This is a genomic window from Microbulbifer sp. CNSA002, assembly GCF_047324085.1.
Taxonomy (GTDB): Bacteria; Pseudomonadota; Gammaproteobacteria; order Pseudomonadales; family Cellvibrionaceae; genus Microbulbifer.
The window spans coordinates 4,771,470-4,785,378 of the sequence record NZ_CP172449.1 but is presented as its reverse complement, the minus strand read 5'-3'; the positions used below and the strand labels follow the sequence as shown (position 1 = coordinate 4,785,378).

At 43.6% G+C, this 13,909-nt stretch carries 11 protein-coding genes; 9 read left to right on the top strand and 2 right to left on the bottom strand.

Features of this window, described 5'->3' with window-relative positions:
- Positions 1-20: 20 nt before the first annotated feature.
- The 7 genes from cpdA to asnB all read left to right on the top strand — a co-directional run bounded on the left by cpdA (position 21) and on the right by asnB (position 10,853).
- Positions 21-845 carry a 3',5'-cyclic-AMP phosphodiesterase gene (gene cpdA, locus ACG1BZ_RS21100; protein ID WP_413663543.1) on the top strand — a complete coding sequence of 275 codons (825 nt, stop codon included), beginning with the start codon at positions 21-23 and terminating at the stop codon, positions 843-845.
- Positions 846-1,189: 344 nt separating this feature from the next.
- Positions 1,190-1,864 (top strand): hypothetical protein, encoded by a 675-nt coding sequence (locus tag ACG1BZ_RS21095; RefSeq protein WP_413663542.1) that lies wholly within the window; start codon positions 1,190-1,192, stop codon positions 1,862-1,864.
- Positions 1,865-1,966: 102 nt separating this feature from the next.
- Positions 1,967-2,560 (top strand): YqiA/YcfP family alpha/beta fold hydrolase, encoded by a 594-nt coding sequence (locus ACG1BZ_RS21090; protein ID WP_413663541.1) that lies wholly within the window; start codon positions 1,967-1,969, stop codon positions 2,558-2,560.
- A gap of 12 nt (positions 2,561-2,572) precedes the next feature.
- Positions 2,573-4,459 carry a DNA topoisomerase IV subunit B gene (gene parE, locus ACG1BZ_RS21085; protein WP_413663540.1) on the top strand — a complete coding sequence of 629 codons (1,887 nt, stop codon included), beginning with the start codon at positions 2,573-2,575 and terminating at the stop codon, positions 4,457-4,459.
- 489 nt (positions 4,460-4,948) lie between these two features.
- Positions 4,949-5,458: a hypothetical protein gene (locus ACG1BZ_RS21080; protein WP_413663539.1), complete on the top strand. Its 510-nt coding sequence runs from the start codon at positions 4,949-4,951 to the stop codon at positions 5,456-5,458.
- 1,368 nt (positions 5,459-6,826) lie between these two features.
- The gene (locus ACG1BZ_RS21075) at positions 6,827-8,482 is read left to right on the top strand and encodes a histidine kinase (protein WP_413663538.1); all 1,656 of its coding nucleotides are present in this window, start codon (positions 6,827-6,829) and stop codon (positions 8,480-8,482) included.
- 436 nt (positions 8,483-8,918) lie between these two features.
- The gene (gene asnB, locus ACG1BZ_RS21070; protein ID WP_413663537.1) at positions 8,919-10,853 is read left to right on the top strand and encodes an asparagine synthase (glutamine-hydrolyzing); all 1,935 of its coding nucleotides are present in this window, start codon (positions 8,919-8,921) and stop codon (positions 10,851-10,853) included.
- A gap of 150 nt (positions 10,854-11,003) precedes the next feature.
- On the opposite strand, the gene ACG1BZ_RS21065 is transcribed toward asnB, so the two are convergent.
- Complete coding sequence (locus ACG1BZ_RS21065; protein WP_413663536.1) at positions 11,004-11,795, bottom strand: SDR family NAD(P)-dependent oxidoreductase; 792 nt, start codon at positions 11,793-11,795, stop codon at positions 11,004-11,006.
- Between the two features lie 111 nt (positions 11,796-11,906).
- Between ACG1BZ_RS21065 and ACG1BZ_RS21060 the strand changes: the two genes are divergently transcribed.
- Complete coding sequence (locus tag ACG1BZ_RS21060; protein WP_413663535.1) at positions 11,907-12,263, top strand: winged helix-turn-helix transcriptional regulator; 357 nt, start codon at positions 11,907-11,909, stop codon at positions 12,261-12,263.
- 60 nt (positions 12,264-12,323) lie between these two features.
- The gene (locus ACG1BZ_RS21055) at positions 12,324-13,037 is read left to right on the top strand and encodes an NUDIX hydrolase (protein WP_413663534.1); all 714 of its coding nucleotides are present in this window, start codon (positions 12,324-12,326) and stop codon (positions 13,035-13,037) included.
- A gap of 20 nt (positions 13,038-13,057) precedes the next feature.
- Here the strand turns inward: ACG1BZ_RS21055 and ACG1BZ_RS21050 are convergent, their stop codons facing one another.
- Positions 13,058-13,897 (bottom strand): ADP-ribosylglycohydrolase family protein, encoded by an 840-nt coding sequence (locus ACG1BZ_RS21050; RefSeq protein WP_413663533.1) that lies wholly within the window; start codon positions 13,895-13,897, stop codon positions 13,058-13,060.
- Positions 13,898-13,909: the final 12 nt, after the last annotated feature.

The following is a 13,909-nucleotide window of genomic DNA, read 5'->3' as shown; positions in this document are numbered from 1 at the left end:
TGTGATTACAAGGTGAGCAAGTGATTCGCGAGCACAATGAGCCTAATAGGTCCGATAAGACCAATTCATATCGTCTGATCCAAATAACAGACCCACACATCGGCAGCCGGCCGGATTATCAATTACTGGGTTTGGATACCGGTCATACTTTGGATGAGGTACTGTCCGCAATCGTTTCCAGGCAGCAGGCAGCGCAACTGCTGGTGGCGACAGGAGATATTAGCGCGAATGGGGCCGAGGCCTCTTACCGCCGGTTTCTTCAGAAAATGCGCAGGGTGCAGAAACCTTGGTATTGGCTACCGGGGAATCACGACTTAAGCTCTCGTATGAAACAGCTGGCCCCACAACGCTGTACAGAAGTGGTTGCCTTAGGAAATTGGCGCCTCTTGCTTCTCGATACCAGTGTTGAAAACCAGATATGTGGCGGTCTCAGCGAAGCTCAGCTTGAGCGTTTGCAGCTGCTGCTTTGGGAAACCCGGGAACACCCGGTAATGATCATGATGCACCACCAGCCGGTGCAGGTGGGTAGTAAGTGGATTGATGGCCATATGCTGCGCGATGGACGCGAGCAACTCTTGCAAATGGTATCCAAAGCGCCCCAAGTCAAAGCGCTCGTGTGGGGCCATGTACATCAGCAGTTTGATAACCATGAGGGCCGGGTCGGCTTACATGCGACACCCTCCACTTCTGTACAATTTACTCCGGGTAGTGGGCCATTTGCTGTAGACGACGAGATGCCGGGATATCGTTGGTTCGATTTATATGATGACGGTAGCTATAAAACCGGGGTCGAACGGGTTGAGGTTTCAAAATACTCTGTCGATTTTGCGTCTTCCGGCTACTGAGTCACCTCTCCTTGAAATGTGCCTACTTTTTTGAAGTCCCACTTTGTGGGATTTCTATCGTTTTATTTGAGAGTTTCTAGCTCGTCTTTATTTGTAAAGCCTCCCTTTACGAACTTACCATTATCTTTTTTGTCTTCTGACCGTACAATGAAATTTCCCCAGACTTATGATCATTGATGATATTTGTTTAATGGGGCAAACCAGAATCAATAGTAGTATTTGACAGTTGATAAAATACGCTAATAGGTACTAGGGTTTTATTTGTGCTACTGCCCCTCATTTCATGCGTATTTTGCAGCTACTCCGTCAGTTAAGTGGATAACATCGGGAAGTGAGGAATAATAATGAACAGAATATTTGTTTTACCGCTCATTGGCTTGGCGTTATTAGTCGGCGCCTGTGCACAGAACCCCAGTAAGGTGGGAGAGTCAAAGCTGGCAGTGCAGGAGGATAGCCAAGGTTTGGTTCCCAGATCCAGCTCGTTGGATGAAGTTGCCGCGGCCTTTGCTTTTGATATGAGCGGCTCCAAAGTGTTTATTGCCCCTGTGCAAATTGACTACACCAAGCGCTTTTCTTCGGTGCCACGCACCCGCTACAGAGAGAAAGATTACGAGCTGGATGATAGGGACCTACAGCAGATGAATGCACTGTTGGTCAAAACGTTTGCAGAGAAGTTTCTCGAACCGCGTAACAGCGTGGTAGCAGAGGAGGAGGAAGAGGCAGATTACACACTGTCCTTATCCCTGGAAAAATTTTCGGTAGCTGCACCACTGGACCCCTCTCCATGGACCTGGCGCGTCTACACCGAGCAGAGTGCCTATGGGGTACTGGTCGGAACGCTTTATGATCGGGAGGGCAATGCTGTGATGCGCTTCCGGGATCGCCGCGATATCGGTGAGAACTTTGGTGCCTATGGCCCCGGTGGGCGCATGGAGCGTTTTACCAGTGTAACTTTCTGGTCTGATATGCGTGTAGATATGAGGCGGGCCTTTGCCAGTTTGAATCGCACATTGCTGTGATACCCTCACGTTTTGAGGCTTCTGGTTACATAGCGCCCCCGATTGACGATATGGGCGCTATAATCACCGCCTATGCAAACTAATGATCTTCAGGGAAGGCCGGTGCTGATATATCTGCACGGCTTCCTTTCATCACCACAGTCCTTCAAATGCCAGTTGATGCGAGAACGGCTCCAGGCCCAATACCCGCATGTTACCTTCTGTGCACCGCAGATTCCTCCCTATACAGAGGAGGCGCAGAAATCTTTGGTGGCTCTTGTGGAGGATCTCCTTCGGCAGTCCGATAGGGGGCCCATTGGACTGGTAGGGAGTTCTATGGGGGGATTTTGGTGCACTTACCTTGGTGAGCGCTTCCGATTGCCCGCTGTACTGATAAATCCCGCAGTGCGCCCCGCGCGCTTTATTCCAGCCTATGTGGGGAAGGTTTTAAAACCCTATAGCGGTGAAGAAGAGGAATTCCGTCTTACCCAGGTTGATGTAGATGCCATGCAGCGGGTACAGGCTGAATTGGAGAAGCCGTTACAGAGTCGCTACTGGTTACTCGCCCAGCGCGGGGATGAAGTTCTGGATTATCGCGATGCGCAGGATTTCTACCAAGGGCAACGCCAGACCATTGAAGACGGTGGCGATCATAGTTTTCAGGAGTTCGCACGCTATTGCGACCCTATCACCGAATTTCTATTTAACGAGCAGTAATCAATAAGAATTATGGCTAATTATTCCGCCGAAGATATTGAGGTACTCACGGGACTAGATCCGGTGCGTAAGCGCCCCGGGATGTATACCGATACCGCACGCCCAAATCACCTGGCTCAGGAGGTAATCGACAACAGTGTCGACGAAGCCCTGGCCGGACATGCCAAGAAAATTGAAGTGGTGTTACACAAGGACCACTCGCTTTCTGTCAGCGACAACGGCCGCGGTATGCCTGTCGATATTCACCCTGAGCAGGGACGGCCTGGTGTAGAGGTTATCCTCTCCACTTTGCACGCCGGCGGTAAGTTTTCCAATGATAATTACCAATTCTCCGGTGGCCTTCACGGCGTCGGTGTTTCGGTGGTTAACGCCCTCTCAAAAGTTCTGGAGGTTACTATCCAGCGAGATGGCAAGGTTCATCGCATTGGCTTTAAGGATGGTGAAAAGGCCTCAGATCTGGAAGTAGTAGGTGAGTGCGGCAAGCGCACAACAGGCACCAGTGTTCGCTTCTTACCAGATCCCCAATATTTTGATTCCGCCAAATTTTCAGTGGTGCGCCTAAGACACCTTCTGCGTGCCAAGGCGGTGCTCTGCCCGGGTCTCACGGTTACGTTTATCAATGAGCAGGATGGCGAGTCCGATGAGTGGTATTACGAAGATGGCCTCAAGGACTATTTGGCCGCTGCAAATCAGGGTTGGGAAGTACTGCCAGCAGAGCCATTTGTAGGCAGTTTTGCAGCTACTACTGAGGCGGCAGACTGGGCGGTTCAATGGTTGCCAGAGGGCGGAGAGGTCACCGCTGAGTCCTACGTAAACTTGATTCCCACCGCTCAGGGCGGTACCCATGTCAACGGTTTGCGGGCTGGCCTGCTGGAAGCAATGCGCGAATACTGTGAAATTCGCAATCTGCTACCGCGCGGAATTAAATTGGGACCAGAAGATATTTGGAGCCAGTGTTCTTACGTTCTCTCTGCCAAGCTGGCTGACCCTCAATTCTCTGGCCAGACAAAAGAAAGACTTTCCTCTCGTGAAGCGACCGCATTTATTTCCGGTGTCGCCAAAGATGCATTCAGCTTGTGGCTGAACCAGCATACGGAAGAGGGCGATAAACTGGCGGAACTGTGTATTGGCAATGCACAGAAGCGCATGCGCTCCGCGAAAAAAGTTGCACGTAAAAAAGTTACTCAGGGACCGGCCTTACCTGGCAAACTGGCAGACTGCTCCAGTGGCGATACCACGCGCTCTGAACTCTTCCTGGTAGAGGGAGATTCAGCCGGTGGCTCTGCCAAGCAGGCGCGAGACCGGGAGTTCCAAGCTATCATGCCTCTGCGCGGTAAAATCCTGAATACCTGGGAAGTTGACTCAGGGGAAATTCTCGCTAGCCAGGAGGTGCATGATATCGCTGTAGCCCTCGGTGTGGACCCGGGCAGCGATAACCTGGAAGGCTTGCGTTACAACAAGATCTGTATCCTCGCCGATGCCGACTCGGACGGTCTGCACATTGCCACGTTGTTATGCGCGCTTTTCTTACGTCATTTCCGACCGTTGGTCACTAACGGCCATGTCTATGTGGCCATGCCCCCACTGTTCCGAATTGATATCGGTAAAGACGTTTATTATGCGTTGGATGAATCTGAGAAACAGGGCATCCTCGATCGTATCAGTGCAGAAAAGAAAAAGGGCAAGATTCAGGTAACCCGATTTAAGGGATTGGGAGAAATGAATCCTATGCAATTGCGTGAGACTACGATGGACCCCAATACCCGTCGTCTCGTACAGCTCTATATCGATACCGGTGATGATAGCAACCAGCTTTTGGATATGTTATTGGCCAAGAAGCGTGCTGGGGATCGCAAGCAATGGCTGGAAAGTAAAGGGAATCTCGCTGAAGTGGGTTAAGCTTTCTAACATAGGTATTGGTGTTGCCTTAGTGTACTAAGGCAACAGATCAATGCATATGATTAACATGGAGCGCTCTTCCTTTTGAGGGGCTCTATCTCTCTTTCAGAAGTTGTATCAGTTATTCAGCTTAATGGATGCCATTTCAGCTGGATATTATTTAACTCCTTTAGTTTAAATTTCTTGTTTTAGAATTATACTTATTTAAAATAGGCAACTTCATTGATGCGAAAATATATAGCCTTAGCATCTATGTGATATTTTCGATAAAAAAGAAGTGCACAAATCAATCCATTCTATTGGTTTTACTATTTTGTCATTTTCTAATTACCTATAGTCTAAATTATTTTAAAAGATGAAATAAGCACCATGTGACAAGTGCCTATATAATACCTTGACAGTGAGACTAGTAGTTTCGGGTATTTTCAAAGTCTAAAGTGATAGTGTCAAAAATTATATAATTTACGCCTTGCTTGACGAGATTGAATTTTGAGTATGCTATGGGATACATTAAGTGCCGTTGGTGAGCTTGTCGGTGCCTTTGCGGTTGTCGCATCTTTAGTCTATCTTGCCGCTTTAATAAGAGTTCAGAATAAAGAATCAAAGATTGCTTCTATGCATGAGATATCCATTGCTCATCGAGAAGCTGTGGCAGCAATTTGTGACGGACCAATGGCAGACATCTTTGCCAAAGCAATGAAGGATTTTGATTCTTTGTCAAGTGCCGATACTTTGAGAATCATTGGTTTTGTATATCGTTTTTTTAAAATCTGGGAAGAGGCCTATTTCCAATATAAGGCAAACAGGTTGGATTTTACTATTTGGGATTCAATGACTCGTCAATATACTGCATATTTATCAATGAGCCCTTTTAAAAGGATATGGGAGTTGCGTTCTGAATATGTAGCTCCCGAATTTCGGGATTATGTTAATTCAAGAAAACCAGTAGATTTGATTTTACCAAATTCAATTAGTAATAGGGGTGGTTCCAAAGGTTAAGCTTAAATCATGCCTTAATAGGACTGTGATTTATCTAGATGTTGTAAAAGGAATCGTCATATTAAATTTGGCCGCTGGTCGCACTACATTCAACAAGATCAATAATGATCCAATTGTGAAAGAGGTATTTTCTCTCTCCGAGTACAAATATTAGGTTGTATAACCGATAGTCAGGCAAAATATATAATGAATGAATATTGTGAGGTCATGGGAGTTAGTAAATCTAGGATGAAGCCGTGGATTCGACAATTACATGCAGGGCGAGCTGGAAGAGTTGTTGAGTATCTAATATCTTGAACTCCAAATAAATATTGGAATACTTACAGATTTTAGTTGCAAGAAATTACCACTACACCTTTTTAAACTGCTTTCATGCATAAAAGGTATGAGATACGATAAAATAATACTCTATTATCTGAATGGCTAGAAGCCCACATTTCTTATTTTTGGCGCACGAAAATTTTTAAGCTGCCATCTCTTCATCGATTTATTTTGTGTAAACATGTGGGATATCTGGCTTCAAACTGCTAAAAAATTATCCGTATTTTTGTTGGCTAAGAAATTTTGAGTCACATTTCTTTATAAGAACGTACCCTCAAGTTCGGACAGATGTCTAGCCATTAAAGACTTTTAGTTGGACCTATTGTTCTAGTTCGGAGGGTAAAAATATATTTATTAAAAAAAGTTCACTCTGTCAGTTGAATCTTGTAGGCTGCTTAAAAGTATCAGTGTGTTTAGATGGCTGTTTCATTATGAGTGTCTTATAAAGTCTCGGTTGTAATGTGAAGAGTGATGGTTTATAGATTAAATTAACAAATTATATTTATAGGCATTACTATTGGTTTCGTACTGGTCGGTTGCTCCATTTGGTGTGCAGGATGATTGGCGCAAACTCAATAATAAAAGGTAAATAGTATAGGCGTTGATAAGTGTTTTACACTTTGTTTAGTAGTTATTGCTGCCGGCTGCTGAATAAATAAAATATACATAATAATGTCTGCTCGTCTGAGTGTTTGCTTTTTATGTTTTTATGTTTTTTCATACTGGTTAATTAGCTATTGTGAATTCAAGAATGAACTTCTAAGTCTTAATTGGCAAATTAATAAAGCAGTCTGAGCCCTTAATCCTGTCAAGGCTCTAAAAGAGAATCAGACCTAAGTCTATAAAAGGAGACGTTTATTTACGGATATATTCGAAGTTCATTCGAATTTTACTTCTTGCAGTGGTTCTTGTTGGAAATATTTTAGTGCTAAGGCGATGCGAGAATATTCTGTATTTTCGTGTTGACAATAAAAATAATATCTAATTAAGGGATAAGGATAAGATAGTTTTGAAAAATGATACGATGACCTATAAGGAAAGCATATAGTGAAATTTAATATTAACCTAGTAATCTTGATGTTCAGTGTATATCTTTCAGGTTGTAATGGATCTTCGAGCGGGGGAGATGATCCAGACACAGGTGGCGAGCTTACAGCTGCTACGATGGCGGTCCATTATGAGAAGCCTAAAACGCTAACCTTTCGCTGGAACGATGTTTCTGGGGCAACTTATTATCAGTTATTTGAAAATATTGATGGGCACTCTGGGTTTGAACCTATTGGAAATCCCATTGCGCCAAAAGAAGAGCGCATTGAATTAGTGGTGCCTTTATTCAAAAAGCTTAATGCCCAATACTTATTGCAAACCTGCGATGATCAGAGATGTATCGATTCTGATGCAGTAGCAATTGATCAGGATGTGATAGGCAGTATCGGTTATTTTAAATCCAGTAATACGGATGCTGACGATCAGTTTGGTTGGGATCTAGCAATTAGCGATGATGGCAACCTGCTTGCAGTAGGTGCTCCTCGCGAAGATAGCGGTGGTGACCAAGAGGATGACCTGACACCTGATTCAGGTGCAGTTTATATTTTTAGTCAGGAAGATGGCGAATGGACACAGCAAGCCTATCTTAAGTCTCCAGATCCTCAAGAAGCTGCAGAGTTTGGAACTGCATTGAGTCTTAGCGATGATGGTTATACGCTTGCAGTAGGGGCATTCAAGGAGAACGGGGAAAATGATAATTTTTCTGCGGGCGCTGTTCATATTTTTTCCCGAAGTAATGAAGGTTGGGTCCATAGCGCCCGACTTCAAGCAGACAATCAAGGAAATAATGACCTATTTGGCTATGCCCTTAGCCTTAGTGGAAATGGTTCTACTTTAGCAGTAACCGCACCCAGTGAAGATGGTGGTCTTGATGGCGATTCTATTGAAGATTCTGGAGCGGTATATGTGTTCCGTAATGAGGAGGGAAGTTGGTCACAGTATGCCTACATTAAGGCTGCTGATAGTTCTGAGGGGTTAGGTTTTGGTTCTTCGATAAGCCTTGATGATGCCGGGGCTTCATTCGCCGTTGGGGCTTATGCTGACAATGCAGGGGCGGGTTCCGTTTATCTATACCAGTTGGATGGTGAATCCTGGGTGGAAGATAGCAAGATATCGGCTAGTAATCCTGTCGCTGATGATTGGTTTGGACTTGCGCTCAATTTAAGTGGTAATGGGCAAACTCTAGCAGTTGGCGCCCCATTACAAAGTGAATCTAACAGTGGCGCTGTCTACATTTTTTCTCGAAAAGAAAACGCTTGGGAGCAAACTGCCAATTTGAAAGCTTTCAATCCTCATGAATCGGCTTATTTTGGAGAGGCGGTAAACCTGAGTGATGATGGCAGTTCTATCGCCGTGGGAGCATGGGGAGAGAAAAGCTATAGCCAAGGATTGTTCGGAGATAGTACAGACGAATCTTCAACTAGAGCAGGAGCAGTTTATACCTATATATTTAATGGCGTAGACTGGTCTAGTGAAGCTTATATTAAGGCGAGCAACACAGACTCGAGAGACCATTTTGGTGGCTCTGTTGCGTTAAGTGGAGATGGAGCTAGTTTAGCAGTAGGGGCGAACACTGAAGATGGAGCGGATAGCGGTTTGTTCGCAAACCCTGAGAGCAATGAAGCTGAAAATGCAGGAGCGGTCTATATTTATTAATTGGGCTGTATAATTTATATTTACGTATAAAGTTAGTTGTTTGAGTTTAAATGGTATTGTTATCATTAATCTAGACCGAATGGAATACGTACAATGTAAATTTTAGAGATCTTTATTCTAAGTAAAGATTTTAGGTTGCTCAGGTAAATCAAAAGATTTTCCTAGAGCAGCAATATATCTAGAGTTTTAGCTAAAGCTTAGCTGGATAGTGAAAGAAAATGATATCTTTAAAATTTATAACTCTCTTTAAGTCTGAGCTTGTAATCAAGCTCAGCTAGTGAAATGTGAGTTTGGTTATAAATTTTAATCTCATACTTATCTCTAGTTCAATTCTTTAATGTATAAGTATTTGTTCGCTTTTTTTTGAGTAGATGGCGCGAAGTACTTTTTTGCTAATCTGAGGCAGTCCTTCTATCGATATTGGGGAGGCAGCAAAATGTGTGGGCTGCTAGCTGTATTTTCAAATACCGTTGTATACAACCGGGAACAGATTTATCGAGCATTACAGACCCTTTCCCATCGAGGGCCTGATGGTGAAGGGTTCTGGTCATCAGGAGATGGACGGGCCTGGCTGGCTCATAAGCGCCTAAGTATTATTGACTTGGAAGGTGGTCAGCAGCCACTATTGAGTGATGATGGAGAGGTAGTCTGCATTGTTAATGGTGAATTTTATAATTATTTAGAGATAAAAGATGATTTGATAAGGCGGAACTATCGTTTTCTTACACAATCGGATAGTGAAATACTTATCGGCCTATATCAAGAGTTTGGCGTTTATTGCTTGGACTATCTTCGAGGAGAATTTTCTTTCGTACTTTACGATAAAAGAAAAAACTTAATATTTTCTGCTCGAGATAGATTTGGAATAAAACCTCTTTTTTATTACTGGGCAGATGGATGCTTGTGTTTTGCATCAGAAGTTAAGGCCTTCAAAGCGCTTGGCTTGCCGATAGATTGGAATCCACATACTTTTTGGCAAGAAATTAGCTTCTTGCATGCTCCAGCCTCTAGCTTATTTAACAATATTCATGAGCTTCCTCCTGGTCATTATGGTTTGGCCTATTTGGATAATCTACAATTTTCGACTCATCTTTATTGGAATTTACACTTCCCCACTATTGCGGAACAAAGAAGTAATGTTTTCGATGAGAAAGAGGTTATTAGTGAGGTGCGCGAGCGCTTCTCTGAATCGATTAAGTTAAGGCTCAAAGCTGATGTACCTGTTGCCTGCTATTTGAGTGGTGGCATAGATGCCTCTTCCGTGCTTGGTATAGCGCAAGGTATGGTGGATAAGCCGATCGATGCATTCACCTTATCTTTTGATCATCCGGCCTATGATGAGTCCTCTAACGCAAAATCCATGACTGATTACTTGGGAAGTAATTATCACCCTGTTGAAATTGATAGTGACACACTGATCTCTTGCTTTGAGGATACTGCTTATACCGGCGAAAAAATGTTCTTTAACGGTAACGCTATCACTAAATATGTTCTAAGCCGAGTTGTTCGAGAGCACGGTTATAAAGTGGTTCTTACTGGGGATGGAGCAGATGAAGTATTTGCTGGTTACGGTTGGTTCAGGCAAGATTTTATCGAAAATTATTTAGATGCAATTCCAAAAAAAGAAAAGCAAGCTATCTTGCAGAAATTGCAGTCTGGTGATCCTGTTTCCGAAGGCGTTTTTATGGCCTCTACAAGAATGCATCAGTCACAGGTGGTGAAGTCAGCCCTTGGCTTCTTTCCAAACTGGATGCAGAGCTTTATGGATATGGGCACAAAGATATTCCCATTGTTTTGTGAGGGTTATGCCGAGTATATACAGAACTTACAGCCTGCAGAAACTCTGTTGGAACACTTGGGAGGTGCCTTTTCGGTTAAGAACAGGTCCATTTTATCAAAAAGTCTATATACCTTTACCAAGTCTATGCTGCCCCACTATGTTCTTACAATGATGGGGGATAGAACAGAAATGGCTCACTCTATCGAAGGGCGCCTACCTTTTCTGGATCATCACCTGGTTGAGTATGTCTCAGTATTGCCGGATAAATACAAGATTCGCGGGTTAACGGAGAAATATATACTCAGAGAAGCCATGAAACCTGTGTTAACAGAGCAAGTATACAAGAAGCAAAAACAGCCTCTTTGGACTCCACCACTTACGGATAAGAAAAACAGGAAACTTTATGAATATATGAAGGATATTGTTCATAGCCGTGCAACTTTGGATATGCCGTTTTTGGACCATAAGAAGGCAATTAGATTTTTTGAGAAGAGTGATAGCTTATTGCAAGCCGATCAGAATGTTGTTGATGCTGTAAAATACCTTATAGTGAGTGGTATTTTGTTGCACAAGCGATTGGTCATGTCTTAGGATTTAATTTTCTACTTTAGATGGTTTTGATGGTTTACTCTGGATATTTAAATAAAAGGTAAAATAACAATTCTTTAGCAGGAGCTGCAGTGCAGGAATTTCTCTAAATTGAGCCCGAATAAAATACTTCTATCCGGGCGTTTTGGTATTCTAGTTTCTCCCAGCAATTACCCCGCCATCAACGTCCCAAATGGCTCCAGTTACCCAACTTGCTTTGTCGCTTAAAAGAAAATCTACGACACCAGCGATGTCCTGGGGGGTACCAATTCTGCCAATAGGGTGAAAGTTATCGAAGGAAGCAAGTGCTTGGTCTATTTCCCCCGAATCGATAAAGGACTCATAGATAGGCGTCTTAACCACCGCAGGGGATACTGCATTAACACGAATTTTGTGATCGGCCAGTTCCATCGCCATATGTTGGGTGAGCGAATGTAAACCGGCTTTGGCCATTGAATAGGCTGAGGAGGGTGTCGCCTTTACGGATTGCTTGGCCCACATGGAGCCAATATTCACTACACTCCCTCCGCCGTTGTCTACCATGTTTCTTGTTACGGCCTGGCTAATAAAGAAGGTGGCACGGTTGAGGTCGAGATAAGTGTCGTAGTCTTCCCGAGTATGTTCAAGAAATGCAGTAGGATTAAAATATCCAGCGGCGTTTACCAGGTATTTAAAATGATGATTGCTGGATTTTATATATTCGATAATATCGCTGATATCAGCCTGTTGATAGAGGTCTGCCTGAAGTGCTTCTGCAGAGCCCATCTGAGTTAATTCGTTGTGGGCTCTTTCAAGTTTGTTGAGATTATTGCCAATAATAACTGTGTGGATTCCCTGTTTCACCAGTAGGTTTGCAATGGCGAGTCCCATACCACTGGAACCACCAACGATTAAGGCAACTTCTTTTTGTTCAGTAGAATCTGGTCTTTTAGTGGAGTCACTCATATTATTTCCTCACTGAGATATGCTCATTACGTGAGTGGAGTTTAGAAAAGAATCGGATAGGTTGAAAAGTAAGCACAAAATGGTGCACTAGTTACTTTTTGGTAAGTATTGATGAAATCAGAGAAAAACATGCTCACGCGAAAGCGCCCGCCCAAGAGAAGTGCCAGAATGGTTGAGACTATCTATGGCTGTAAATGGTCCCTTACTGTCTATCAGCTTCTGGCTGGAGGGGTAAATCGACCGGGGGAGATGGTTCGCAGCGTTGAGGGTTTGACTACCAAGGTCCTGAATGAATGTTTACGAAGAAATATGGAGTTCGGGATACTGGAGCGGATCAGCTATGCAGAGATTCCTCCCCGTGTGGAATATAACGTTACAGAATTTGGACAGAAATTCCTGAGAATTCTGGACGACTTGGAAAAGCTACAAGAGGAAATTGACGGCTCAGAATTATCTGAAAGTAAATAACTTTATCCCACCAATACCTTCGAGTTACACTAAGTGTCTAAATGATACTTGTCTCTCCCTATGAATGAAAAAGACTATATAGCTCGCTATGAGAAGCGTAACTTTGACGCTCCTTTAGTTACTGTGGATGCAGTTCTATTTACCTATCACGAAGGCTTTCTCAAGGTGTTATTGGTTAAGCGCTCGGCTCATCCAGAGAAAGGAAAGTGGGCTTTGCCTGGAGGATTTGTCTCTGAAACCGAAGATAATAGTCTGGAGGCGGCGGTTAACCGAAAGCTAAAAGAAAAGACATCAGTTATACCTCCCTATTTAGAGCAGCTTTATACCTTTGGTGGATCTAGCCGAGACAAGCGCGGATGGTCGATATCGGTTGCCTATACTGCCTTGATTGCCCACCAGCGCTGTGCAAGTGCAATCGATACCGTATCGAGTGTGGACTGGTTGCCTTACTCTCAGATATCTCAATTATCTCTGGCTTTTGATCATCAGGAAATTATTAGTCGTGCCCATGAGCGTTTGGTTCAAAAAGCGCTCTATACTATTGTGCCTGCATTTGCATTACCGGAAACTTTTACCTTGCCAGAGTTGCAGCATGTACATGAGGCAATAATTGGTAAACCAATACAGAAAAAATCATTTCGCAGGCGAATTGAGCAGGCAAATTTGTTAGTAGATACTGGTGAAAAACGTTCTGAAAAAGGTCGGCCTGCAGCGCTCTATCGTTTGAGTGAAAGCTCCGCTGATCATAAATTTATAAGAAATTTAGAGCTTTAACTGAAAAATAGTTTCGCTTCTTAAGATAAAAAATTGTTAACTAATTTTTTATCTAGCTCAATCAAGTATTGGTATCCATAAGTACTATTTTCCAGGCCAGAGAGTAAACTGAAAGGAAGTTCCAAATCGTACTCTCTGGTAAGTGCTGCAAGCCCGCAGGCAATTGCGGCGACACTATCAGTATCACCACCAAAATCTATACAGGTCTTCAATAGTCCAAGGAAGTCTCGATTACTTTGTAGTGCTATATTTACCGCAGCCAAGGTTTCTAAGGCATCACAGTTGACCTTGCCAGACCAGCTTCCTATTAATTTTAGGTTGAGCTTTTTCTCAATAAGCTTGGGCAACTCAATTAGAGTTGATTTTTGGTAGATTAATAGATGTGCCATTAGGGCAACTGCTTGAGCAGATAAGATCCCCTCTTCGGTATTGTGCGTAACGCTAGCTTGGCATTTAGCCACTGTTAGTAGTTGATCAATATCGGGAATAAGCCCAAGGGGTACTGAGCGCATTGCTGCACCGTTACGTTTGCTGTGAGGCCTTATCTTGCGAGTTAGATCCTTTCCAGTTTCACAGCTATCGAGAAGGCTTTGAAAGCCTGATGCATATCCAAGGCGAGGATCACGCTTATAAGCGTGGATAAAAGCTTGTGCAAAGTCCGACTCTTGGGGATTCGAATTCTCAAGAAGGAGCTCAGCAATAGCCAAGCTCATCTGAGTATCGTCGGTATAACAACCGGGTTTGATGCCAAGGGGATGAGAGATATACCCGTTAGCATGATTGTTATTGTTAATAATCTCACGGCTACAAAACTCAAATCCGGCTCCGTAGGCATCTCCAACTGCAATTTCCAATAACATCAACGCTCCCTA